Here is a 23,537-nt window from a genome sequence, read left to right on the forward strand (position 1 = left end):
TCTTGAGTCCTAACACAAGCGGGGGGAATATCATGAGCGACGAACTGGACCTGCTGGAAGAAGTACTGGACGAAGAGGCCGAAGCGGAAACCGGGCTGCGCACCGAAGCCGAAGAGGCCGAGGAGACCGCTGCTGCCAAGGAATACGAGGAGATCGCCGACGTTACCCAGATCTACCTCAACGATATCGGTAGCAATGCGCTGCTGACCCCGAGCGAGGAGGTCGCACTGGCTCGTCGCGTAGTGCAGGGTGACTTCACCGCTCGGCAGAAGATGATCGAGCACAACCTGCGCCTGGTTGTGAACATCGCCAAACACTACATCAACCGCGGCCTGGCCCTGCTCGACCTGATCGAGGAAGGCAATATCGGTCTGATGCACGCGCTGGAGAAGTTCGATCCGGAACGCGGCTTCCGCTTCTCCACCTATGCCACCTGGTGGATTCGCCAGAGCATCGAGCGCGCGATCATGAACCAGTCGCGCACCATCCGCCTGCCGGTACATGTCATCAAGGAACTCAACGTCTACCTGCGCGCCTCGCGCCACCTGGAAAGCCAGATGGGACGCGAACCGACCATAGAGGACATCGCGCACCTGACCGGCAAGACGGTGGAAGAGGTGCGCAAGGTACTGAACCTGAACGAACGCATGGCCTCGCTGGATGCGCCGCTGGACATCGATCCGATGCTGTCCATTGGCGAGTCGATCCCGGACGAGCAGCACGAAGAGCCGGACATCCAGCTGCACAATGCGCAGATCGAGCACTTCGTGCACGAATGGCTGGCACAGCTCACCGACAAGCAGCGCATGGTGATCGAACGCCGCTACGGCCTGAACGGCCACGAGGTCTGCACGCTGGAGGAGCTGGCCAGCGCACTGAGCCTGACCCGCGAGCGGGTACGCCAGATCCAGATCGAAGGGCTGGAACACCTGCGGCGCATCCTGCGTCGCCGTGGTGTCACCAAGGATTTCCTCATCTAGCCCCACCCGCCGCAGGCCTCATCCCATCGCCGCTAGCCTGCTAGCGGCGATGTTGTTTTCAACCCGTGCGCCGCGGCCGAAACTGGCGCAGCTGCCGCCGCCACTGCTGAGCGGCATCGGTGCGCGGTTGCGGTGCATACTGCCAGCGCTGCCACTGCTGCAGCAGCGCGTCCAGCTGCTGGTAATCCGCTGCGGCCAACCCCTGTGCCTTTTCCAGCAACTGGCTGGCGGTATCGCTGTCGCGCGCGGCAATCCCCGCGCGCCGCAACCGGCGCAGCAGCTGCTGCCAAGCCAATTGCGCTGCCGGCAGCGTGCGACGCTGGCGCCGCAGCAGCCACCACGCCAGCGGCACCAGCACCAGCGCCATACCGCCGCCCAGCAACAGCAAGACCGCGCTTACCGAGACCCCATCCAGCCCCAGGCGCTGAAACAGCGAGCGCTGCCGTTCCGCGTCATAGCCCACCACCCAGCGCTGCCAGCCAAAGCTGGCCGCCTGCCATTGCTGCGTCGTCCAGCGCAGCCAGTCCGGGGGGCGCCCGCCCAGCAAGGGCATGGCCGGCGCCGCCGCCGGCAGCGCCTGCTCGATACCGGCGACACTGCGCTGCGGTGCCACCAGCGCGGTGGGGTCCACCCGCTGCCAGCGCCCAGCCAGCCAGACCTCGCTCCAGGCATGCGCATCCGAGGAACGAACCAGCCAGAACGCGCCGCCCGGATTGAACTCCCCGCCCTGAAACCCCACCACCACCCGCGCCGGAATGCCGGCCGCCCGCGCCAGCACAGTAAAGGCGGAGGCGAAATGCTCGCAAAAGCCCTGCCGACTCCCAAACAGGAAACCATCCACCACATCGCCTTGCAGCTGCGGCGGGCTCAGCGTGTAACGCAGGCCCTGCGCCTGCAGCCATTGCTGCAGCGCCGCCAGCCGCGCCTGCGGCTCGGGAAAGCCGGCGGCCAAGCCTTGCGCAGCAGACAAGGTCCGCGGGTTGCCCGCCGGCAGCCGCAGATATATCTGCTGCACCCGCGGCGACATGTCCTCCAGGTAATAATCGCTGGCCAGGCTGCCGAGCCGGTAACGCAGCCGGCTATTGTTGCCGACATCATTGCGACGCAGGCGCTGTTGCGACACCAGCCGCACCCCGTCACCGACCTCGCTGGCCTGCTCCAGCTGCGGCAACAACCCGCGGTACGGCTCCGCCACCACGTCATAGCGCAGCAGCGGACGCTCGGCCGGCAGCCGGCTGGGCACCGAATACGGCAGGAAGCCCGCGTTCCAGCTCTCCCCGTCGAACTGATCGAACACCATCACCCGCCAGTACAGCTGCGCCGCCAGCGGCTGGCGGCCGAAGAATTGCGCGGTGAACGCCGGCTCGCGGGAAGGAATCATGCGGCCAACGCTGCCAGGGCTCATGCTGTCGGCCAGGCCGGTGGTAGCGCGTTTGTCCTCGGTAGGCATGCTCCACAGCGGGCCGGGCAGGCGCGGCATGACCACGAACAGCACCAGCATCACCGGGAAGGACAGCAGCAGCACGCGCGCCGCCAGACGCGGGCTGACCCGGGCATCTTCGCCTGCCAGCAGCACCATGGCCCAGGTCAGCGCAAACAGGCTCAGCACCAGCCAGGCGGCAGCCAGCGGCCCCTGCTCGAACAGCAGCGGCGTGGAAGCCAGAAAGAAGCCAGCTGCCAGCAGCACCCGCCAGTCGCGGCGGTCGCGGGTTTCCAGCGCCTTGCCAGCCACCAGCAGCAGCAGGAAGGCGACCCCGCCTTCGCGGCCAACCAGCGTGCGTAGCGTCAGCCACAACGCCAGCACCGGCAGCAGCACGCCCAGCAGCAGCCATAGCCGGGAGGGCAACTCGCGCTGCCGCCACACCAGCGTGCCACGCCAGGCCAGCAGCAAGGCAAACAGCAGCGGCACCCAACCTGGCAGGTAGAAAAACAACGGCAAGCTGGTCAGCGCCAGCGCCGTCAGTACCGCGAAGGCCGGCAGCCGCAGCGCACTAGCTGGCATCACGCACTCCAAACTGCGCCAGCGCCAGCAGACCGGGGGTGATGGCGCCGTCCGCCAGCAACAGCTGCTGTTGCGGCAGGTTCAGCACCACCGTCGCCCCTGCCTGCTGCGCCTGCAGCAGGCGCCAGCACAGGCGGGACAGTCGCTCCTCCACCGCCATCGCCGGCGGATAATCGCTCCAGTCCAGTTGCCACTGCTGTCCTTGCGGCAGCAGGGAAACGAACTCGCGTGCGGCCAACACCTGGCTGCGCGCGTACACCCGCCAGGCGATGCGGTGCATGCCCTGCGCCGGCTGCCAGGCCGCCAGGCCGGCGAACTCGTCGCCATCGCGGCGCTGCAACAGCGGCGCGTCTTCGCCGCCAGCCGCCATAGCAGCACGCGCATCCGGCAACGGTTGCGGATACACCCACACGCTGGCGGCCAACCTTAGCGGCGCAAAGGCGCGGATCAGGCCCAGCGGCGCCTCCGACCACACCTGCAACGGCGGCATGGCAAGTTGGCCGCGCCGCGGCGCCGCCAACGCCAGCAGCACGCGGCCATCGTCTTGCCAGCGCTCGCGCTCGCCGCCGTCCTGCCAGCCCAGCCGCAGCCGCCCCGCTTCCGCCTGTGGCCAGACCAGATGCAATACAAAATCGGCGCGTTCGCCGGCAAATACCGCGCCGGCAGCTTCGGCGCGCAGCGCCAGGCCGGCCAGCTGCCGGTAAGCCATGAACACCGACAACAGCAACAATGCGATGATCCAGAACGACAGCACATAGGCCAGGCTGACGGCGTAATTGAGCGCGCCGATCCACACCAGCACCGCCACACCGAACAGCAGCAGGCCGAAGCGGGTCGGCAGCAGGTAGATGCGGTTCTGGCTGAGGGTGACCGACGGCGCGCGCGGTGCGCGCCGGGTTATCCACTGCTGCAGTGCCTTACGCCAGCGCGACATGGTCCAGCAGGCGCGTAGCCAGTTGCACACTGCTGCTGCCGGGCAGGCGCGGCGTCAGCCGGTGCGCCACCACTGCCACGAACACCGCCTTGATGTCCTCCGGCAGCACGTGATCGCGCCCTTCCAGCAGTGCCCAGGCCTTGGCCGCGGCCAACAGCCCCAAGCCGGCGCGCGGGCTGAGCCCATGCACGAACTGCTCGTTCTGCCGCGTGGCCTGCAGCAGGGCCAGCACGTAGCCGGCCAATGCCGGCGACACATGCAGCGCCGCCACCTGCTGCTGCAGACTGCGCAGTTCGCCCGCGGCCAACGCCGGCTGCAGCTTGGGCAGCAGCTGGCGCCGGTCGCCATCCTGCAGCAGCTTGAGCTCGGCATCCGCCGGCGGGTAGCCCAGCGAGATGCGCATCAGGAAGCGGTCGAGCTGCGACTCCGGCAACGGGAAAGTGCCCTGCTGCCCGAACGGGTTCTGGGTGGCGATCACGAAGAACGGCGACGGCAGTGCATGGGTGGTGCCATCCACCGATACCTGCTGCTCCTCCATCGCCTCCAGCAGGGCGGACTGCACCTTGGGCGAGGCGCGGTTGATTTCGTCCGCCAGCAGCAGCTGGGAAAACACCGGGCCAGGGCGGAACTCGAAGCGCCCGTCGGACGGCAGGAACACGCTACTGCCCAGCACATCGGCCGGCAACAGGTCGCTGGTGAACTGCACGCGGCGATAGCTCAGCCCCAGCACCGCCGCCAGGCTGTGCGCCAGCGTGGTCTTGCCAACGCCAGGGACGTCCTCGATCAGCAAGTGGCCGCCGGCCAGCAGGCAGGCCAGTGCCAAGCGGGTGGCCTGCGGCTTGCCCAGAATCAACGCATTCAGTTGACGATTCGCAAAAGTGACGGATTGCATTTGCCCCCGCTTACGCGCAGTATCTATTAAAAGATCATATATCCCGATTGTCCCGGCAAAGCAATAGAGCCGGCGGCGCACTCCGTGTCCATCGGCAAGCCCGTGACAGACCCGCCGCCGGAAACAAGGAAACGCTCGTGTTGACCTGGTTGAAATCCCATCTTCCCGGCGGTGGCCTGACCGCCTTCATCTCGCACTCCAGCTGTCTGCAACACAATATGGGGGTTGGCCACCCGGAGTGCCCGGAGCGCCTGATCGCCATCCGCGACCAGCTCAAGGCCGCGCAGATCTTCGACAGTCTGAACGAAGTCGATGCCCCGCTGGTGAGCGAGCAGCAGCTGGCCCGCGTGCACCCGCCGCACTATGTGGAGTACATCGAATCCTGCGCGCCGTCGGTGGGCACCTTCCGCGTCGACCCCGACACCGCGATGAACACCGGCACGCTGCCGGCCGCGCTGCACGCCGCCGGCGCGGTGGTCAAGGCGGTAGACATGGTGATGAACCGCGAGGCGCCCAACGCCTTCTGCGCCATTCGCCCGCCCGGCCACCACGCCGAAAGTGCCAAGGCGATGGGCTTCTGCTTCTTCAACAATATTGCCGTCGGCGTGGCGCATGCACTGTCGCAATACCGGCTGGAGCGGGTGGCGGTGATCGATTTCGACGTGCACCACGGCAACGGCACCGAGGAAATTTTCCGCGATGACCCGCGCGTGCTGATGGTGTCCACCTTCCAGCACCCGTTCTATCCGTATTGTGGCGACGTGCCGCTGGGCGACAATATGCTGAACGTGCCGCTGAAAGCCGGCAGTAGCGGCCGCGAATTCCGCGAGGCGGTGGAATACCAATGGCTGCCGCGGCTGCAGGAGTTCAAGCCGCAGATGATCTTTATCTCCGCCGGCTTCGACGCCCACCGCGAGGACGACATGGGCTCGCTGGGGCTGGTGGAAGCCGATTACGAATGGGTGACGCGCCAGCTGGTACAGCTGGCCGCCGAGCACTGCGAGGGCCGCATCGTATCGGCGCTGGAAGGCGGCTACGACCTGTCGGCGCTGGCGCGCAGCGTCACCGCGCACGTGAAGGTGCTGTCCGACGGCTAGCCCGGCCGCGCCCCCACCAGGCACAACGGCACCCACAAGGGTGCCGTTGTCGTTTCAGCCTGGGCGCCGCCATTGCGGGTGGCGCCAGTACAGCCAGCACTGCCGCCAGCGCGGCAGGTGGTCGATGAACACCCGCCCGGCCAGATGCTCCAGCTCGTGCTGGATGGCGGCAGCCAGAAAGTCGGCGGCCTGGTACTGCTGCCAGCAGCCGACACGGTCCTGCGCCCGCAGCGTGATACGGTTGGCGCGGCCAACCTTGGCGCGCACGCCGGGCACGGACAGGCAGCCCTCACGGTTGACGTCGTAGCCGCTGCTGTCCAGCAGCTGCGGGTTGATCAGCAGCAGTGGTGCATCGCGGCGTGCGCTGACATCCACCACCGCCAGCGCCAGCGACTCGCCCAGCTGTGGCGCCGCCAGCCCGACCGCGTTGGTGGTGGCGTAGAGAGTATCCAGCAGATCGTCGATCAGCGGCTGCACGGCGGAGAAATCGGTAACCGGCTGTGCCGGCTGACGCAGGCAGGCGTCACGCAGGGAAAGGATGGGGCGAATGCTCATGACGAGAACCTGCACCCGAGCACGCTGCGTCGCCCGGAACGGACGCGCAGCGCGCGGGGCGGTTCTCAGGGCTGCGACTGGTCGCCGGAAGACGGTTTGCCGATCTTGTCTTCGTTGCCGGTCAGCAGATTGATCAGGTTCGATTTATGACGATGAATAACCAGGATGGCAATGATGATGCAGGTGCCGAAGTACACGCTTTGCGGCCCGACAATAAAGTAGGCATAAACCGGCACCAGCACGCAGGCCACGATGGCGGACAGCGAGGAGATCTTCACCACGAAGGCCATGAACAGCCAGGTGACGACCGCGGCCAGGGCCAGCCAGGCGTTGAAGCCGAACAGCACGCCCACGGCGGTGGCCACGCCCTTGCCGCCCTTGAAGCCGAAGAACAGCGGCCACATGTGGCCGATCAATACCGCCAGGCCGGCCATCGCCATGCCCTGCTCCGTCAGGCCGTAAGCCGGGCCGAAGGCCTGCACCAGCGCCACCGCCACCCAGCCCTTGACGCCATCGCCCAGCAGCGTCAGCACCGCGGCCAACTTCTTGCCGCTGCGCAGCACATTGGTGGCGCCCGGGTTTTTCGAGCCGTAGGTCCGCGGATCGGCCATGCCCATGAACTTGGACACGATCACCGCAAACGACAGGGAACCGAGCAGGTAGGCGCCCAAAATGAAGGCAAATGCTGTTGTGGTCATGTCTTATCCACTAGAATGCAAGGCTTGGCATTTTACGGTATCGGGCAGCAAACCCAAAGCCCGCAACGATGGACATTATTTACTTGCGCGAAGTGCGCGCCGAAACGGTGATTGGCGTGTACGACTGGGAGCGCACCGCGCCCCAAACCGTCCTGCTGGACATCGAATACGGCATCCCCAGCGAAGTGCCGTGCCACAGCGACGATATTGGCGACACCATCCACTACGGCGAGGTGGTGGAACGCGTGCGCAACTCGCTGGCCGAGCAGCACTTCCTGCTGATCGAGGCGCTGGCCGATCACATCGCCCGCATCGTACGCGAGGAATTCGGTGCGCCGTGGGTGAAGGTAGCAGTCACCAAGCTCAACATCCTGCCGGATGTGAAACATGTGGGCGTGATGATCGAGCGCGGTCATCGCCCGCATTAACGCCGCCCCGCGGCAAACAAAACGGCCCGCCATGTTGCGGGCCGTGCTGTTTGGCAAGCCGTCAGCAGCCGCCGACGCTACCAGTTCACTCTCAAACGCAGCTCGGCCTTGCTTTTACCGAGCTTGAACGACAACCGGGTATGGTTATCCAGCTGCCAGCTGGGCCGCAAACCGAAACGCCCGCCGTCACTGGCATCCACCCGCTCCAGGCGGAACGCCCCGGCCTGCCACAGCGTGCCCTCCTGCCCGGCCAGATGCAGCGGATCGCCATCGGGCGGCGCGGCCGGGATCGGCGTGGCGCACAGCAAGGCGCTTGGTGGGCAGGTGGCCAACGCCGGCACTGCGACGGCAAACAGCAGCGCGCCACAGCATGATGCGAGTTTCATGATGATCGTCCCGCAGGATCGACAAATAACTGTCGCTGATCTCAGCTTGGATCATCTACCACTACATGCAAGTGCTGATTACACTCTAAACGCGCAGTTATTCCTGCTGGTTACGCATGAAGTCGGCGGTGTTGTAAAAAGCCTCCAGCAGCTTGGCTTTCAGCCAGTCTTCGCACAGCAATTCGCCCACCGCCTGCGTCATGCACTTCATCCACATATCGCGAGCCTCGCCATCCACCGCGAACGGCATATGGCGCATGCGCAGCCGTGGATGGCCGAACTTCTCGATGAACAGCTGCGGGCCGCCCAGCCAGCCAGACAGGAACATGTACAGCTTCTCGCGCGAGCCGGCGAGGTCCGCCGGATGCATGTCGCGCAGCGGTTTCACCGCCGGATCGCTGTCCATGATGTCGTAGAAGCGGTCGGTCAACCAGCGCACCACACCGGCCCCACCCAGCAATTCGTAAGGGGTCATTTCCTGCATCGTGTCATCCCCGTTTTCGTCAGGGCGGCATGGTAACACGCTGCCGCCGCCCTACTCTGTCCATGATCAAAGCGCCGCGCTTAAGCGCGCAGAAACGGAAACGCCAGTGCCGGCTCCCGCCCGGACATCAGCTCCGCCAGCGCCCGCCCCGAGCCGGGGCCTTCGGTCCAGCCCAGCGTGCCGTGGCCGGTGTTCAGCCACAGGTTGTCGAACTGTAGCCGGCCGATCAGCGGCACATTGCCCGGCGTGGCCGGGCGCAGCCCGCTCCAGAAGCGCGCCGCCTGCCAGTCGCAGGCCTCGCCGAACAGCTCGCGGGCGCGGCGCAGCAGCGCGGCGCAGCGCACCGGGTTGAGATGGCTGGAGTAGCCGGACAACTCGGCGGTACCGGCGAGACGCAGCTCGTCGTCCAGGCGCGAGAACACCAGCTTGTGCGACTCATCGGTGATGCTGACCTGCGGCGCCAGGCTGGCGTCCCGCACCGGCACGGTGGCGGAGTAGCCTTTCAGCGGATACACCGCCAGGCGCAGGCCCAGCGGCTGCAGCAGCAGCGGGCTGTGGCTGCCCAGCGCCAGCACGAAGGCATCCGCCGCCAGACTGCGGTAGGCGCCATCCGGCCCGGTAACCGACACGCGGGCAATGCGTCCGCCCGCCGGCTCCAGCGCGTTGATGCGCGTCTGATAGCAAAATTCCACCCCGGCGGCGACGCAGGCCTCCGCCAGCTGGCTACTGAAGCGGTGCACATCGCCGGATTCATCGCTCTCGCACCAGCTTGCGGCCAACATGCGCGGCGCAATGCCGGCCAGCGCCGGCTCGCGCGCCACCGCCTCGGAGACGCTGATCAGCTCGCGGCGTATCCCCTCCGCCGCCAGCAGGCGGCAGGCCTGCTCGGCATGGCGCACACCCTGGCGATCGAACAGCAGCGCCAGGATGCCCTGCTGCCGGTGCGCGTAACTGGGCGCCAGCTGCTGGCGCAACTGGGCAAAGGTCTGCTGGCTGTAACGCCCCAGCGCCACCATGGCCCTAAGGTTGGCCGCATGCCGGCTGCTGCGGCACTGGCCGAGAAAACCAGCGATCCAGCGCCATTGCTGCAGGTCGACGCGCGGCCGGAACAGCAGCGGCGCGTCGTCGCGCGGCAGCCACTTCAGCACCTGCCACGGCGTGGCCGGATGCGCCCACGGCTCGGACTGGCTGACCGAGATTTGACCGCCGTTGGCAAAGCTGGTTTCGCGCGCCGGCCCGCTGCCGCGGTCGATCACCACTACCTCGTGCCCGGCCTGCCGCAGGAACCAGGCGGTGCTGATGCCCACGATGCCCGCCCCCAGAACTGCCACCCTCATCGCCATCCCCCAAAGACAACGGCCCGCAAGGGGCCGTTTATTGTCAGACAGGACGATGGTAATGCTGCAGCCGCAGCATGCCAAGCCATCATTGTTTGGGTTTGGACAGTTCGTACACCGTTTTGCCCTTGAGCGTGAAGTAGTCCGACGCGAAGTAGAAATTCTCGGAGTGGCCGACAAACAGCAGGCCATGCGGCTTGATCAGCGGGTGAAACTTCTTCAGCACCGCGAACTGGGTGTCGCGGTCGAAGTAGATCATCACATTGCGGCAGAAAATGGCATCGAACTGCTTGCGCATGCCCCAGTTGCTGTCGATCAGGTTCAGGCGCGAGAACTGGATCATGTCGCGCAGCACGCTTTTGGCCTGGTAGTGGCCATCCGCCAGCTTGTCGAAGTACTTGCCGGCATAGCCGGCCGGCAGCTTGGCGATCTTGTCCTCGCTGTAGATCCCCTTGCGGCCAACCTCCAGCATGCTGGTATCCAGGTCGGTGGCAATGATGTGGATCGGCGGCTTGCTGCCCAGCGGAAAGGCCTCCAGCGCGCTCATCGCGATAGAGTACGGTTCCTCGCCGGAGGAGGCCGCCGCGCACCAGATCGCCACCTCGCCCTTGCCGGCGAGGGTTTTCAGATGCGTCGACAGCATGTGGAAATGATGCTCTTCGCGGAAGAAGAACGTAAGGTTGGTGGTCAGCGCGTTGACGAACTGCTCGAACTCGCGCTTGCCGCCCAGGCTTTGCAGGAAGTCGATATAGGCGGCGAAAGTCGGCAGCTTCAGCTCGCGGATGCGGCGCACCAGCCGGCCGTACACCATGTCTTTCTTGGTGGGATTCAGCGCGATACCGGCTTCCTTGTGGATCAACTGGCGGATACGCTCGAAGTCCTGATCGCGAAAGTCGAACTCGCGCTTGAGTTCGAACTTGGGCAACACAATGGGCGGTATCTTGTTCTGCATGCCGTTCTCCGCAAAATAAAAAACCCGGGAGCAAGCCCGGGTTTCCGTGGTGCATAAAGCGAATTATACCGAGAACGACGAACCGCAACCGCAGGTAGTTTGTGCGTTCGGATTGCGAATCACGAACTGCGAACCTTCCAGGCTGTCCTGGTAGTCGATCTCGGCGCCGACCAGGTACTGGTAGCTCATCGGGTCGACCAGGAAGGTCACGCCGCCCTTATCGATCGCGGTATCGTCTTCGTTGGCGATTTCGTCGAAGGTAAAACCGTACTGGAAGCCGGAGCAGCCGCCACCGGTCACGAACACGCGCAGTTTCAGGTCAGGATTGCCCTCTTCTGCTACCAGGTCGCGCACCTTGTCGCATGCAGCGTCGGTAAACATGATCGGGGACAGGGTTTCGGTTGCAGCAGTCATGTCTCAAGCCTTTCACAACGGGACAGGCCGCGCCGGCGGCCTTTCATCCTAGTATTTTAGTCGGATATTGGTCCGGTTGGCGAGTTTTCAAGCTCAGGGCAGCAGCGGCACGATGTCCAGACCGGCGTTTTCCGGCTGGCCGAACATCAGGTTCATCACCTGCACCGCCTGGCCGGACGCGCCTTTCACCAGGTTGTCCTCCACCACCAGGATGATCAGCAGATCGCCGTTGTCCGGGCGATGCACCGCGATACGCGCTGTGTTGCTGCCACGCACCGAGCGGGTTTCCGGGCAGCTGCCGGCCGGCAACACGTCCACGAACGGCTCAGCGGCAAAGCGCTGCTCGAACAGCTGCTGGTAGTCGACATCGCGACCTGCCGGCTGGATGCGCGCGTAGATGGTGGAGTGGATGCCGCGGATCATCGGCGTCAGGTGCGGCACGAAGGTCAGCTTTACCGGTGCGCCGTGAATCGTGCTCAGCCCCTGCTCGATTTCCGGTGAGTGGCGGTGACCTTTCACGCCGTAAGCCTTGAAGTTGTCGCCAGCCTCGGCGAACAGCGTGCCGACTTCGGCCTTGCGGCCGGCGCCGGACACGCCGGACTTGCAGTCGGCGATCAGCGTCTGGCTGTCGATGTACTGCTTGCCGCCTTCCAGCAGCGGCAGCAGGCCCAGCTGCACCGAGGTCGGATAGCAGCCGGCCATGCCGATCAGGCGCGCCGCCTTGATCGCCTCGCGGTTCACCTCCGGCAGGCCATATACCGCTTCGGCCAGCAGGTCGGTGCAGCTGTGCTCCATCGCATACCACTGGGCGAACAGCTCCGGGTCTTTCAGGCGGAAGTCGGCCGCCAGATCGATCACCTTCACCCCGGCTTGCAGCAGCTCGCGCGCCTGCGCCATCGCCACGCCGTGCGGGGTGGCGAAGAACACCACGTCGCACTGTTTGAGGTCGCTCTCGTCCGGGGTGGTGAACGCCACGTCCACACGGCCACGCAGGCTGGGGAACATCTCCGCCACCTTCATGCCGGCTTCCTTGCGCGAGGTCACGGCCACGACCTCTGCCCCCGGATGGTTAGCCAACAGACGCAACAGCTCGACACCGGTATAACCCGTGCCGCCGACGATGCCCACCTTGATCATGCGAGGCTCCTTGATATAAAAAAATGTCGCAAAGGCGACATGGTAAGGAGTGCAGCAGTGCATTGCAACAACGAAAAAAGCCACCGCGAACGGTGGCTTTTTTGAACATCGCAACAAGCAGATTAACGCTTGGAGAATTGCTTGCGACGACGTGCTTTGCGCAGACCCACTTTTTTACGTTCCACTTCACGGGCATCGCGAGTAACGAAGCCAGCGGTGGACAGGGTCGGCTTCAGCTCGGCGCTGAAGTCGATCAGCGCGCGGGTGATGCCCAGACGGATCGCGCCGGACTGGCCGGTTTCACCGCCACCGGAAACGTTGACCATGATGTCGAACGATTCCAGGTGCTCGGTCAGCTGCAGCGGCTGACGGATAACCATGCGACCGGTTTCGCGAGCGAAATACAGGTCAACCGGCTTGCCGTTAACGACGATCTGACCGGTGCCCTTTTGCATGAACACACGAGCTACGGAGCTCTTGCGACGGCCAGTGCCGTAGTAGTATTTACCGTTCATTTAAATGTTGCCTCTGAATCAGATTTCCAGCACTTTCGGCTGTTGTGCGGCGTGCGGGTGCTCGGTGCCAGCGTAGACCTTGAGCTTCTTGATCATGGCGTAGCCCAGCGGACCTTTCGGCAGCATACCCTTAACGGCTTTTTCCAGAACGCGCTCTGGGAACTGGTTTTGCAGTTCGGTGAAGTTGCGTTCGTAGATACCGCCCGGGTAACCGGAGTGACGGTAGTATTTCTTATCCAGTGCCTTGTTACCGGTAACGCGCAGTTTGTCGGCGTTAACGACAACGATGTAATCACCGGTATCAACGTGCGGAGTGAACTCCGGCTTATGCTTGCCGCGCAGACGACGAGCGATTTCAGCAGCGAGACGGCCCAACACCTTGTCTTCGGCGTCGACCACGAACCACTCGCGCTTTACCTCATGCGGCTTGGCAGAAAAGGTCTTCATGGAACTCTTCCATCGTAATTCTTGAAAGTTCCGGATTCTATTACAGAGAGCTTACGCTGTCAAACCAAAGTGGCAGTTCAAAGCCTTGTCCGGCAAAGAAAAACCTGACGCGCAACAACAGGGCGGAAAAGCAAAAAAAGAGCGCAACCAGACAATCTGATTGCGCCAAGTTCCACCTGTTGAAGGAGGATGGAGGAGACAACACCAAAACGCACACCTTCGTGCAACGCCCTGATGTGTTTTGATTATGGTGACGCCATGGCGGTTTGGCAAGATTTTTTTGTGCATTGCATCAAAAATTGTTGGCCGCAACCGACACACAACCAACAATTGTTTGAAAAAGCAGCGCGTTACAGCACCAGCGCGGTTTCCAGCGCGATTTCCATCATGTCGCGGAAGCTGGTCTGCCGCGCTTCGGCATCCATTGCCTCCCCGGTGGGGATCACATCCGACACCGTGAGTATGCCCAGCGCCCGTGCGCCGTATTGCGCCGCAACACCATAGATACCTGCCACTTCCATCTCCACGGCGTTCACGTTCATGCCCTTGAGCACGTCCAGCAGCTGCGGCTGCACGCCGTAGAACAGGTCGGCGGAAAACACATTGCCAACCTGTACCGGCTTGCCCAGCCGCGCCGCGGTATCCACCGCGGTGCGCAGCAGCTGGAAGTCGGCGATGGCGGCGAAGTCGTGATCGAGAAAGCGCATGCGGTTGACCTTGCTGTCGGTGCAAGCGCCCATGGCGATCACCACGTCGCGCAGCCCCAGGCGCGCGCCGTCCACCGAGCCGCAGGAGCCGATGCGGATGATGGTGCTCACGCCGTAGTCCTTGATCAGCTCGGTGGTGTAGATGCTGGCCGACGGAATACCCATGCCATGCGCCATCACCGACAGCCGCCGGCCGCGATAGCTGCCGGTGTAGCCGAATACATTGCGCACGCTGGTGACCTGCACCGCGTCCTGCAGATAGGTCTCGGCGATCAACTTGGCGCGCAGCGGGTCGCCCGGCATCAGGACGATGTCGGCGAAATCCCCTTTTTCCGCGCCGATATGCGGTGTTGCCATGTTTCAGTCTCCTGTATTACCCGGCGGCGCCCGTTACACGGCAGCCGCGGCCTGCGCCGCGCGGGATAGGTGCGCCAGGCACCGCCGGGTGCTAGCGCGGGGAAACGTCCGTATCCGTCCGTGTATTTCCCCGCCGCAAAAGTCTTTCTGTCAGCAAGCTTTACGCCAGAAACGAGCTACCGTAATCCAGCGCCGGCAGCCCCAGCCAGTGCGCCACGCTCTGGCCGATGTCGGCGAAGGTGGCGCGCTCGCCGATGCTGCCCGCCGGTACCTGCCGGCCGTAGCACAGCACCGGAATGTGCTCGCGGGTGTGGTCGGAACCGGGCCAGCTCGGGTCGCAGCCATGGTCGGCAGTGAGGATCACGATATCATCGTCGCCCAGCCTGGCCAGCAGCTCCGGCACCCGCACATCGAACGCCTCCAGTGCCCGGGCGTAGCCGGCCACGTCGCGGCGGTGGCCGTAACTGGAATCGAAGTCCACAAAGTTGGTGAAGATGATGCTGTTACCCGCCGTGGCGTCCATTGCGGCCAACGTCTTGTCCCACAGCTCGTCCAGCCCGGTGGCCTTGTGCTGCTGCGTGATGCCGACATGGGCATAGATGTCGGCGATCTTGCCGATGGACACCACCTCGCCACCTGCCTCGGCCAGCTGCTGCAGCACGGTGGGCGCCGGCGGCGGCAGTGCCAGATCCTTGCGGTTGCCGGTACGCTGGAAGCGGCCCGGCGCATCGCCGACAAAGGGTCGCGCGATGACGCGCCCGATGTTGTACGCTTCCAGCAGGCGGCGGGTGATGTGGCACAGCTGGTACAGCCGCTCCAGCCCGAAGCTCTGCTCGTGGCAGGCGATCTGGAACACCGAATCTGCCGAGGTATAGAAGATGGGCTTGCCGCTGGCCATGTGCTCTAGCCCCAGGCGGTCGATGATCTCGGTACCGCTGGCATGGCAGTTGCCCAGCCAGCCCGGCAAGCCGGCCTCGCGCACGATGGCCGCCAGCAGCTCCGGCGGGAAGCTGTTTTCCCGTTCGCTGAAGTAGCCCCAGTCGAACAGCACCGGCACGCCGGCGATCTCCCAGTGCCCGGACGGCGTGTCCTTGCCGCTGGACAGCTCGCATGCATAGCCGTAGGCGGCGATCGGCGCCGTGCGCACCATGCCTGCCGGAAAGTAGCCGGACGACAGCTCGCAGGCGTGCGCCAGCCCCAGCGCCGACAGATTGGGCAGCCGCAGCGCCCCGTTGCGGCCAACGTTGGCCGCACCGCTGGCGGCGGCACGGGCGATGCTGCCCAGGGTGTTGCTGCCGACATCGCCGAAACGTTCGGCGTCGGCACTGGCGCCGATGCCCAGCGAATCCAGCACCAGCAGGATGACGCGTCGCTTGTTCATGTCCAGTCTCCTCGTCGCGCCCGCCGTGGCGGGCCTGCGCTGATGATGCCGCGCCGCTGTGCTTCAGCATAGCCAGCGGGTAGCAATAAAAATGGCCGCCCCGGCAGGGAGCGGCCTGTGTTACCGGCGGATGCTGGTTCAGTAGCCGCAGCCGGGTGCCGCCGCCTGGCCGGCGATCACCGCCTGCAGGTTGTCCAGCAGGCCGGAGGCGCCGAAGCGGAAGTGCGCCGGCGTCAGCCAGTCCGCGCCCATGATGTCGCGCGCCAGCTGCAGGTAGACGGCGGCATCGGCCAGCGTGCGCACGCCGCCCGCCGCCTTGAAGCCGGCGTCGCGGCCGCTGTCGCGTATCGCCTGCAGCATGATGCGCGCCGCCTGCGGCGTGGCGTTCACCGCCACCTTGCCGGTGGAGGTCTTGAGAAAATCGGCGCCGGCCGCCAGCGCGATGTCGCTGGCCTGGCGGATGGCCGCCGGGCTCGCCAGTTCGCCGCTTTCGATGATCACTTTCAGCAGCCGCCCATCGCAGGCGGCCTTGCAGGCGGACACCAGCTCGGCGCCCACCGCGGCATTGCCGGCCAGCAGCGCGCGCCAGGGGAACACCATGTCCACTTCGTCGGCGCCGCAGGCGATGGTGGCGCGGGTTGCCGCCACCGCGCCGGCGACATCGTCATCGCCATGCGGAAAATTCACCACCGTGGCCACCCGCACCTGCGGCAGGCCGGCGGCGGCCAGCGCCTGGCGCGCCTCCGCCACGAAGCGCGGGTAGACGCACACCGCCGCCACGGTGCCGGCGTCGCTGCCGGCCCGGGCGCACAGCGCGCGCACCGTGTCGCGGCTATCGTCGTCGTTCAGCGTGGTGAGGTCCATCAGCGACAGCGCCAGCCGCGCCGTGTTTACCGCGTCCTGCATGTCTGTCTCCCCAAGGTTGGCCGCATGCGGCCAACGTTTCAACCGCGTGAGCAAGTGCTTCGCGCTGGCGGAACCGGCGCCGGCAACACCGAACCGATCCAGCCCGGCGATTGAATCGGCTGCCGCCCGATAAAGCAAAGTCCTTTCACCAAAGGAAAGGACGGTGCCAACACACGCCAAGCCTGGCCGCAAGCGGCCAAGCCGCTTACACCCGGCGCGCTTCCTGCACGCCGCGCACTTCCATCACGTGCGCCAGCACCCGGCTGATGTCGCGCACGTGGCGCACCTCCACCGTGAAGCGCAGCTTGGCCTTCTGGTTGCGCGACAGGGTGTTGACGCCGATGACGTTGAGCTTCTCGCGCGAGAACACGTCGGAAATATCGCGCAGCAGCCCCGGCCGGTCGGCGGCATGCACCTCCAGGTCGATGGGGAACACGCTGCTCTTCTGCTCGCCCCAGTCGGCGGCGATCAGCCGCTCCGGCGCATCCGCCGACAAGCGCTTGAGGGTGATGCAGTTGCTGCGGTGGATGGAGATGCCGCGGCCACGGGTAACGAAGCCCACCACGCCATCCGGCGGCGCCGGCTTGCAGCAACGGGCGAGGATGGTCATCAGGTTGCCCACGCCCTCGATCAGCACGCCGCCGGCATCGTGGCCGCCCTTGCTGCGGCGGATGATGTCGTCGGCGGTCAGCTCCGCCACCGGCGGCGGCGCAAAGCTCTCGATGCCGTTGGCCAGCGCACGCAGCCCCACTTCGCCGTGGCCGATGGCGGCGTGCAGCTCGTCCAGCCGGTCATAGCCCAGTTTCTCGGCCAGCGCCGACAGGTTGGGCTGCACCTGCGGATGGCGCGCCAGCTCGCGCTCGAAGATCTGCCGCCCGCTTTCGCGCACCGCGTCGGCGTTCTGCTGGCGGATGAACTGGCGGATCTTGGCGATGGCGCGCGGGCTCTTCACCCAGCCTTCGTGCAGCCAGTTCACCGACGGGCCGCCGTCCTTGGCGGTGAGGATCTCCACCCGCTGGCCGTTCTGCAGCGGGGTGGACAGCGGCACGATGTGGCCCTCCACCTTGGCGCCACGGCAGCGGTGGCCGACGTCGGTGTGCAGCGCGTAGGCAAAGTCGATGGGCGTGGCGCCGTGTGGCAGCGCCAGCACCCTGCCCTGCGGCGTCAGCACGTAGATGGTGTCGGAGAACAGCTCGGTCTTGAAGGCGTCGGCCAGGTCTTCCTTGTCGGAGCCGGACATCTCCTCGCGCCAGTCCAGCAGCTGGCGCAGCCAGGAGATTTTCTCCTCGTACTGCGCATCGCCCTGCCCGCCTTCCTTGTAGCGCCAGTGCGCCGCCACGCCGAATTCGGCATGCTCGTGCATCTCGAAGGTGCGGATCTGCACCTCCACGCCGCGATCCTCCGGGCCGATCACCGCGGTGTGCAGGCTGCGGTAGTCGTTGGCCTTGGGGTTGCTGATGTAGTCGTCGAACTCGCCGGGAATCGGCTGCCACATGCTGTGGATCAGGCCCAGCACGGTGTAGCAGTCCGGCAGCCGCTCCACCAGGATGCGCACCGCACGGATGTCGTACAGCTCGGAGAAGTCGAGCTTCTTTTTCTTCATCTTCTTCCAGATGGAATAGATGTGCTTGGGCCGGCCGGCCACCTCGCCCTTGATGCCGGCCTTTTTCAGCTCGCCGCGCAAGGTGTCCAGCACCCGCTCGATGTAGTCGATGCGCTCCAGCCGGCGCTCGTCCAGCAGCTTGGCGATCTTCTTGTAATTGTCCGGCTCGATGTGGCGAAAGCCCAGGTCTTCCAGCTCCCACTTGATCTGCCACACCCCCAGGCGGTTGGCCAGCGGCGCGAACAGGTCCAGCGTCTCCTGCGCGATCTGTCGCCGCACGCGTTCGTCCGGCACCTGCGCCAGGTAGTGCATGGTCTGCGTGCGCCAGGCCAGCTCGATCAGCACCACGCGGATGTCGGCCACCATCGCCAGCAGCATCTTGCGCATGGTTTCCGCCTGCTTGGCGCGGTCGTCCGGGGTGGCCAGCCGGTCGATGCGCGCCAGCTCGGTGAGGCGCTGCACGCGGTTGCCGCCTTCCACCAGCGTCAGCACGGTGCGGTTGAACGCCTTGGGCAGCCACTCCTGCCAGTCGCTGCGGTATTCCGGCACCGCGAACAGCAGGGTGGCGGCGATGGCGTCCGGCAGCAGGTTGAGATCGGCGACGATGGCGGCGGCACCTACCGCGTGGCTGAACACGTCCTCGCCGGTGTGCGGCAGGGTCTTGCCGGCATACAGCTCGCGTGCGGCGTCGAAGGCGCGGGTCAGCAGGATGCGCTCGTCGGCGCTGAGCGAGGCGCCCAGCTGCGCCAGCCAGTTGGCCGGATCGGCGGCGTCGGCCAGGGTATCGGCCACGGAACGGACTACGGAAACCATGTATCAATCCAACCTTGCGGCCAACGCCGCTGCTAACTCATTCCGCCGGAACGGCACCTGACAGCGCCTGCTGCAACAGGCGGCGCACCGGGGCCGGCACGCCGGCATCCAGTGCCTCGCGCAGCGGCAGCCACTGCCAGCCGTTGTCAGCACAGACGCCGCCGGACAACCGGGCCAGGTCCACACATTGGGGCGTGATGGTCAATTTAAAATGGGTAAAAACATGCACCAGCGGCGGCCAGGCCGGCAGCAGGTCGCCTTCGCCGCTGGCCGCCAGCCAGTCCGCCACCGCCAGCGTGGAGTCGAACTGCGGCAGCGACAGCAAGCCGCCCCAGATACCGGTGGGCGGGCGGCGCTCCAGCAGCACCTCGCCAGCGCGCAGCGCCAGCAGCATCACCGTTTCGCGCTGCGGCACCGCCTTCTTCGGCTTTTTCACCGGCAACTCGGCGGTGCGGCCGTCGCGCGCCGCCACGCAGCCATCCACCATCGGGCAGATGGTGCAGGCCGGCTTGCTGCGGGTACAGACCGTGGCGCCCAGGTCCATCAGGCCCTGGGTGTAGGCCACCATATCGGCGTTGTCGGCCGGCAGCAGGCGGGCGGCCAGCTGCCACATCTGCGCCTCCACCTGCTTATCACCGGGGAAGCCCTCCACGCCGAAGCAGCGCGCCAGCACCCGTTTGACGTTGCCGTCGAGAATGGTCTCGCGCCGGCCGAAGCAGAAGGCGGCAATCGCCGCCGCGGTGGAGCGGCCGATGCCCGGCAGCGTCTCGATGGCGCTGCGTTCGGACGGAAACACACCGCCGAAGTCGCGCATCACCTGCTGCGCCGCCTTGTGCAGATTGCGGGCGCGGCTGTAGTAGCCGAGGCCGCTCCAGTACGCCAGCACATCGTCCACCGGCGCCGCGGCCAACGTTGCCAGGTCGGGAAAACGTTGCAGGAAGCGCGGGTAGTAACCCAGCACGGTACTGACCTGCGTCTGCTGCAGCATGATTTCCGACAGCCACACCCGGTACGGGTCGCACACCTGCCACGGCAGGCCATGCCGCCCGTGCGTTTTTTGCCAGGCCACCAGCCGGGGCGCGAATTGCTGTTCCACTGCCAAGCACCACCGCCTGTTGAAATCGAACCGGCCATGGTAAACCAAAGGCAGGCGGCAACCAAGCGGGAGACGGGCGAATAGGCTAGAATGATGGATTGTTTTCAAAGGATTACCGCTTTATGTCCACCTTCCGCTCCCGCCAGCGCGCAGCAGTGCGCCGCCAGCCCACCACGCCCGCCGAGCGCAACACGCCCGCCAGCGGGCAGCAGCCGCCCGCCGGCGGCCAGGCTCCGGCCAAGCCGCGCTTCGGTGGCGACAAGCAGCATCGCGAAGGTGGCTTCAAGCGCGAAGGCGAGTTCCAGCCACGTGGCGACCGCCAGTTCGACAAGCCGCGCTTCGGCGGCGATAACCAGCGCCGTGAAGGCGGTTTCAAGCGCGAAGGCGAATTCCAGCCGCGTGGCGACCGTCAGTTCGACAAGCCGCGCTTCGGTGACGACCAGCGTCGTGAAGGCGGTTTCAAGCGCGAAGGCGAGTTCCAGCCGCATGGCGAGCGTCAGTTCGACAAGCCGCGCTTCGGCGGCGACAACCAACACCGTGAAGGCGGTTTCAAGCGCGAAGGCGAATTCCAGCCGCGTGGTGAGCGCCAGTTCGACAAGCCGCGTTTCGGCGGCGACAAGCAGCACCGCGACGGCGGCTTCAAACGCGAAGGCGAATTCCAGCCGCGCAGCGAACGTCAGTTCGACAAGCCACGCTTTGGTGGCGACAAGCCCCGCGAAGGTGGCTTCAAACGCGAAGGCGAATTCCAGCCGCGTGGCGACCGCCAGTTCGACAAGCCGCGTTTCGGCGGCGAGCAGCAGCATCGCGAAGGCGGCTTCAAACGCGAAGGCGAATTCCAGCCGCGCAGCGAACGTCAGTTCGACAAGCCGCGTTTCGGCGGCGATAACCAGCACCGTGAAGGCGGCTTCAAACGCGAGGGCGAATTCCAGCCACGCGGCGAGCGCAACTTCGATCAACCGCGCCACGGCGCCGGGGATAAGCCGCGCTTCGGCGGCGACAAGCCCCGCGAAGCTGGCTTCAAACGCGAAGGCGAATTCCAGCCGCGCGGCGAGCGCAACTTCGATCAACCGCGCCACGGCGCCGGGGACAAACCGCGTTTCGGTGGCGACGATAAACCGCGCTACAGCAACGAGCACCGCGAAGGCGGCTTCAAGCGTGAGGGCGAGCTCCAGCCGCGCGGCGGGCGTGATTTTGATCGCGCACGCCATGGCGCCGACGACAAGCCGCGCTACAGCAATGAACACCGCGAGGGCGGCTTCCGCCACAACGACGGCATGAAGCGCGATGGCAGCAGCCCGCACCAGCGCCACGAATTCCAGCCACGCGGCGATCACGCCATCGAGAAACCGCGCACGCTGTTTGGCGGCAAAACGGTTACTCCGGCGACGCCGGCCGCCGGCGAAGCAGCACCGGAACGGCGCTACACCCGCGACCGCGTCGCCGGCCGCGGCGGCAAGACCCACCCGGATTATGTCGCCCCGCCGGTGCGCGAAGATGCGGCGGCGGCCAACCCGCCGGCGCCGGGCGCCGCGGCAGCACGCAGCGCAACCAACACCAGCTTCCTGAAGCGCGTTAACGACGAGCAGCCAGGCACCGCAGGCAGCAACGCGCAGGCCGCCAGTGGCGGCGAGCGCCGTGAAGGTGAGTTCCAGCCGCGCAGCGAGCGCAACTTTGATCAGCCGCGCCACGGCGCTGGGGACAAACCACGCTTCGGCGGCGAGCGTCGTGAAGGCGAGTTCCAGCCGCGTGGCGAGCGCAGCTTTGATCAACCGCTCCACGGCGCTGGGGACAAACCACGCTTCGGTGGCGAGCGCCGTGAAGGCGGGTTCCAGCCGCGTGGCGAGCGCAGCTTCGACAAGCCGCGCTTCGGCGGCGAGCGTCGCGAAGGCGGGTTCCAGCCGCGTGGCGAGCGTAACTTTGATCAACCGCGCCACGGCGCTGGGGACAAACCACGCTTCGGTGGCGAGCGTCGTGAAGGCGAATTCCAGCCGCGCGGCGAGCGCGGCTTCGACAAACCGCGCTTCGGCGGCGAGCGGCGCGAAGGCGGGTTCCAGCCGCGTGGCGAGCGCAGCTTCGATAAGCCGCGCTTCGGCGGTGAGCGGCGCGACGGCGGTTTCCAGCCGCGTGGCGAGCAGCCGCGCACCCTGTTCGACAAGGGCCCGCAGGAAGGCGGCGAACGCGGCGGCAAGGTTGGCCGCACGCCGTTCGTGAAGACCCAGTTCCGCGCGCTGCAGGAAAACGAGCTGGCGCTGTTTGCCAGCTGCCCGCGCGGCCTGGAACAGATCCTGGCCGACGAGATCACGCTGCAAGGCGGCAGCGAGCTGCAGCTCACCGACGGCGGCATCGCCTTCATCGGCAACCGCGAGGTGATGATGCGCGTCAACCTGCATTCGCGCGTGGCCAGCCGCGTGCTGATGCAGCTGGCGCAGGGCAGCTTCCAGCAAGAGCGCGACATCTACACCCTGGCGCACGGCATCGACTGGCCGGCACTGTTCGCCGTGGGCTGCACCATCAAGGTGAACACCGATGGCCACTCGCGCCTGCGCAGCATGGACTACGTGTCGCTGCTGGTGAAGGACGCCATCTGCGACCGTTTCCGTGAAGCCTGCGGCGAGCGCCCCAGTGTGGACACCCGCCACCCGGACATGCGCATCCGCGTGTTCATTTCCGGCTTCGACGTGCAGCTCTACCTCGACACCAGCGGCGAGGCGCTGTTCAAGCGCGGCTGGCGCGAAGAGACCGGCGAAGCGCCGCTGCGCGAGAACCTGGCCGCCGGCATTCTGCTGCTGGCCGGCTACACCGGCAGCCAGCCGCTGCTGGACCCGATGTGCGGCAGCGGCACCTTCCTGGTGGAGGCCGCCGACATCGCCATGAACCGCGCCCCGGGCCGCGACCGCCGTTTCGGCTTCGAGCAGCTGCTCGGCCATAACGATCTGCTGTGGCACAGCATCCGCAACGATGCCGAACTGGCGCAGCGCAAGTTGGCCGCATTGCCGCTGTACGGCAACGACCGCGACCCGCAGCTGGTGGAGATCGCCCGCCGCAACCTGGCGCGCGCCGGCATCGAACAGCTGGTAACGCTGAGCTGCAGCGACGCCACCAGCGTGAGCGCCCCGGCCGCCAGCGGCCTGATGGTGTGCAATCCGCCGTACGGCGTGCGCCTGGACGAGCAGGACAGCCTGGCCGAGCTGTATCCGCAGCTGGCCACCTGGCTGAAACGCAACTTCGCCGGCTGGCACGCGCATTTCATGACGGCGGACACCCGCCTGCCGTCGCTGATGCGCCTGTCCGCCAGCAGCCGTCCGCAGCTGTTCAACGGCCCGCTGGCCTGCCACGTGTACGGCTTCGAGCTGGTGGCCGGCTCCAACCGCAAGGAAAAAGCCGCCGACGATAGCCAATAAACCCGCAGGTAGGCT

General features: G+C 65.9%; 23 protein-coding genes. 4 read left to right on the top strand and 19 right to left on the bottom strand.

What is annotated here, in order from left to right; genetic code table 11:
- Positions 1 to 32 precede the first annotated feature (32 nt).
- Positions 33 to 980, top strand: coding sequence for an RNA polymerase sigma factor RpoS (rpoS, locus tag ACFOLG_RS00840; RefSeq protein ID WP_386087429.1), 948 nt, complete (start codon positions 33 to 35; stop codon positions 978 to 980).
- Positions 981 to 1,038: 58 nt separating this feature from the next.
- Here rpoS and ACFOLG_RS00845 read toward each other — a convergent pair whose 3' ends face one another.
- The 3 genes from ACFOLG_RS00845 to ACFOLG_RS00855 are packed head-to-tail and all read right to left on the bottom strand — an operon-like array spanning position 1,039 to position 4,808.
- Entirely contained in the window at positions 1,039 to 2,982 is a 1,944-nt protein-coding gene (locus ACFOLG_RS00845; protein ID WP_386087431.1) for a transglutaminase TgpA family protein, read from the bottom strand.
- Positions 2,972 to 3,916: a DUF58 domain-containing protein gene (locus ACFOLG_RS00850; protein WP_386087433.1), complete on the bottom strand. Its 945-nt coding sequence runs from the start codon at positions 3,914 to 3,916 to the stop codon at positions 2,972 to 2,974. Before ACFOLG_RS00850 ends, ACFOLG_RS00845 begins: the two co-directional genes overlap by 11 nt.
- Positions 3,900 to 4,808: an AAA family ATPase gene (locus tag ACFOLG_RS00855; RefSeq protein ID WP_386087435.1), complete on the bottom strand. Its 909-nt coding sequence runs from the start codon at positions 4,806 to 4,808 to the stop codon at positions 3,900 to 3,902. Before ACFOLG_RS00855 ends, ACFOLG_RS00850 begins: the two co-directional genes overlap by 17 nt.
- A 137-nt stretch (positions 4,809 to 4,945) precedes the next feature.
- On the opposite strand from ACFOLG_RS00855, the gene ACFOLG_RS00860 reads away from it, so the two are divergent.
- The gene (locus ACFOLG_RS00860; RefSeq protein ID WP_386087436.1) at positions 4,946 to 5,905 is read left to right on the top strand and encodes a histone deacetylase family protein; all 960 of its coding nucleotides are present in this window, start codon (positions 4,946 to 4,948) and stop codon (positions 5,903 to 5,905) included.
- A gap of 54 nt (positions 5,906 to 5,959) precedes the next feature.
- Here the strand turns inward: ACFOLG_RS00860 and def are convergent, their stop codons facing one another.
- Positions 5,960 to 6,460: a peptide deformylase gene (def, locus tag ACFOLG_RS00865; RefSeq protein WP_386087438.1), complete on the bottom strand. Its 501-nt coding sequence runs from the start codon at positions 6,458 to 6,460 to the stop codon at positions 5,960 to 5,962.
- A gap of 65 nt (positions 6,461 to 6,525) precedes the next feature.
- Positions 6,526 to 7,158, bottom strand: a complete 633-nt coding sequence (plsY, locus tag ACFOLG_RS00870) for a glycerol-3-phosphate 1-O-acyltransferase PlsY (protein ID WP_386087440.1) — start codon at positions 7,156 to 7,158, stop codon at positions 6,526 to 6,528.
- Between the two features lie 68 nt (positions 7,159 to 7,226).
- Between plsY and folB the strand changes: the two genes are divergently transcribed.
- Positions 7,227 to 7,586, top strand: coding sequence for a dihydroneopterin aldolase (folB, locus tag ACFOLG_RS00875; protein ID WP_386087442.1), 360 nt, complete (start codon positions 7,227 to 7,229; stop codon positions 7,584 to 7,586).
- 77 nt (positions 7,587 to 7,663) lie between these two features.
- On the opposite strand, the gene ACFOLG_RS00880 is transcribed toward folB, so the two are convergent.
- From ACFOLG_RS00880 to ACFOLG_RS00945, 14 genes are all read right to left on the bottom strand, one after another.
- Positions 7,664 to 7,972 carry a hypothetical protein gene (locus ACFOLG_RS00880; protein ID WP_386087444.1) on the bottom strand — a complete coding sequence of 103 codons (309 nt, stop codon included), beginning with the start codon at positions 7,970 to 7,972 and terminating at the stop codon, positions 7,664 to 7,666.
- 97 nt (positions 7,973 to 8,069) lie between these two features.
- Positions 8,070 to 8,447, bottom strand: a complete 378-nt coding sequence (locus ACFOLG_RS00885; RefSeq protein WP_386087445.1) for a group II truncated hemoglobin — start codon at positions 8,445 to 8,447, stop codon at positions 8,070 to 8,072.
- Between the two features lie 89 nt (positions 8,448 to 8,536).
- Entirely contained in the window at positions 8,537 to 9,793 is a 1,257-nt protein-coding gene (locus tag ACFOLG_RS00890; RefSeq protein WP_386087447.1) for a D-amino acid dehydrogenase, read from the bottom strand.
- 88 nt (positions 9,794 to 9,881) lie between these two features.
- The gene (locus tag ACFOLG_RS00895; protein ID WP_386087449.1) at positions 9,882 to 10,745 is read right to left on the bottom strand and encodes a CheR family methyltransferase; all 864 of its coding nucleotides are present in this window, start codon (positions 10,743 to 10,745) and stop codon (positions 9,882 to 9,884) included.
- Positions 10,746 to 10,808: 63 nt separating this feature from the next.
- Positions 10,809 to 11,159: an iron-sulfur cluster insertion protein ErpA gene (gene erpA / locus ACFOLG_RS00900; RefSeq protein ID WP_349588435.1), complete on the bottom strand. Its 351-nt coding sequence runs from the start codon at positions 11,157 to 11,159 to the stop codon at positions 10,809 to 10,811.
- Positions 11,160 to 11,252: 93 nt separating this feature from the next.
- Complete coding sequence (gene argC, locus ACFOLG_RS00905) at positions 11,253 to 12,296, bottom strand: N-acetyl-gamma-glutamyl-phosphate reductase (protein ID WP_386087451.1); 1,044 nt, start codon at positions 12,294 to 12,296, stop codon at positions 11,253 to 11,255.
- 122 nt (positions 12,297 to 12,418) lie between these two features.
- Positions 12,419 to 12,811 carry a 30S ribosomal protein S9 gene (gene rpsI, locus ACFOLG_RS00910; protein WP_386087453.1) on the bottom strand — a complete coding sequence of 131 codons (393 nt, stop codon included), beginning with the start codon at positions 12,809 to 12,811 and terminating at the stop codon, positions 12,419 to 12,421.
- A gap of 18 nt (positions 12,812 to 12,829) precedes the next feature.
- A complete protein-coding gene (rplM, locus tag ACFOLG_RS00915) occupies positions 12,830 to 13,258 on the bottom strand; it encodes a 50S ribosomal protein L13 (RefSeq protein WP_386087455.1) in 429 nt (142 codons plus the stop codon).
- Positions 13,259 to 13,608: 350 nt separating this feature from the next.
- The gene (gene deoD, locus ACFOLG_RS00920) at positions 13,609 to 14,322 is read right to left on the bottom strand and encodes a purine-nucleoside phosphorylase (RefSeq protein ID WP_386087457.1); all 714 of its coding nucleotides are present in this window, start codon (positions 14,320 to 14,322) and stop codon (positions 13,609 to 13,611) included.
- A 160-nt stretch (positions 14,323 to 14,482) separates the two neighbouring features.
- Positions 14,483 to 15,703: a phosphopentomutase gene (locus tag ACFOLG_RS00925; RefSeq protein WP_386087459.1), complete on the bottom strand. Its 1,221-nt coding sequence runs from the start codon at positions 15,701 to 15,703 to the stop codon at positions 14,483 to 14,485.
- 138 nt (positions 15,704 to 15,841) lie between these two features.
- On the bottom strand, positions 15,842 to 16,609 hold the full coding sequence (gene deoC, locus ACFOLG_RS00930; RefSeq protein ID WP_386087460.1) for a deoxyribose-phosphate aldolase: 768 nt from the start codon (positions 16,607 to 16,609) through the stop codon (positions 15,842 to 15,844).
- A 205-nt stretch (positions 16,610 to 16,814) separates the two neighbouring features.
- Complete coding sequence (locus tag ACFOLG_RS00935) at positions 16,815 to 19,025, bottom strand: RelA/SpoT family protein (protein ID WP_386087462.1); 2,211 nt, start codon at positions 19,023 to 19,025, stop codon at positions 16,815 to 16,817.
- A 37-nt stretch (positions 19,026 to 19,062) separates the two neighbouring features.
- Complete coding sequence (mutY, locus tag ACFOLG_RS00940) at positions 19,063 to 20,121, bottom strand: A/G-specific adenine glycosylase (RefSeq protein WP_386087464.1); 1,059 nt, start codon at positions 20,119 to 20,121, stop codon at positions 19,063 to 19,065.
- Positions 20,122 to 20,225: 104 nt separating this feature from the next.
- On the bottom strand, positions 20,226 to 22,430 hold the full coding sequence (locus ACFOLG_RS00945; protein WP_386087466.1) for a hypothetical protein: 2,205 nt from the start codon (positions 22,428 to 22,430) through the stop codon (positions 20,226 to 20,228).
- On the opposite strand from ACFOLG_RS00945, the gene ACFOLG_RS00950 reads away from it, so the two are divergent.
- Complete coding sequence (locus ACFOLG_RS00950) at positions 22,329 to 23,522, top strand: THUMP domain-containing class I SAM-dependent RNA methyltransferase (protein ID WP_386087468.1); 1,194 nt, start codon at positions 22,329 to 22,331, stop codon at positions 23,520 to 23,522. The two genes, ACFOLG_RS00945 and ACFOLG_RS00950, sit on opposite strands and share 102 nt — an antisense overlap.
- The last annotated feature ends 15 nt before the right edge of the window (positions 23,523 to 23,537 follow it).

The sequence above is a fragment of the Vogesella facilis genome, from assembly GCF_042648525.1.
In the GTDB taxonomy this organism is placed as follows: domain Bacteria; phylum Pseudomonadota; class Gammaproteobacteria; order Burkholderiales; family Chromobacteriaceae; genus Vogesella; species Vogesella facilis.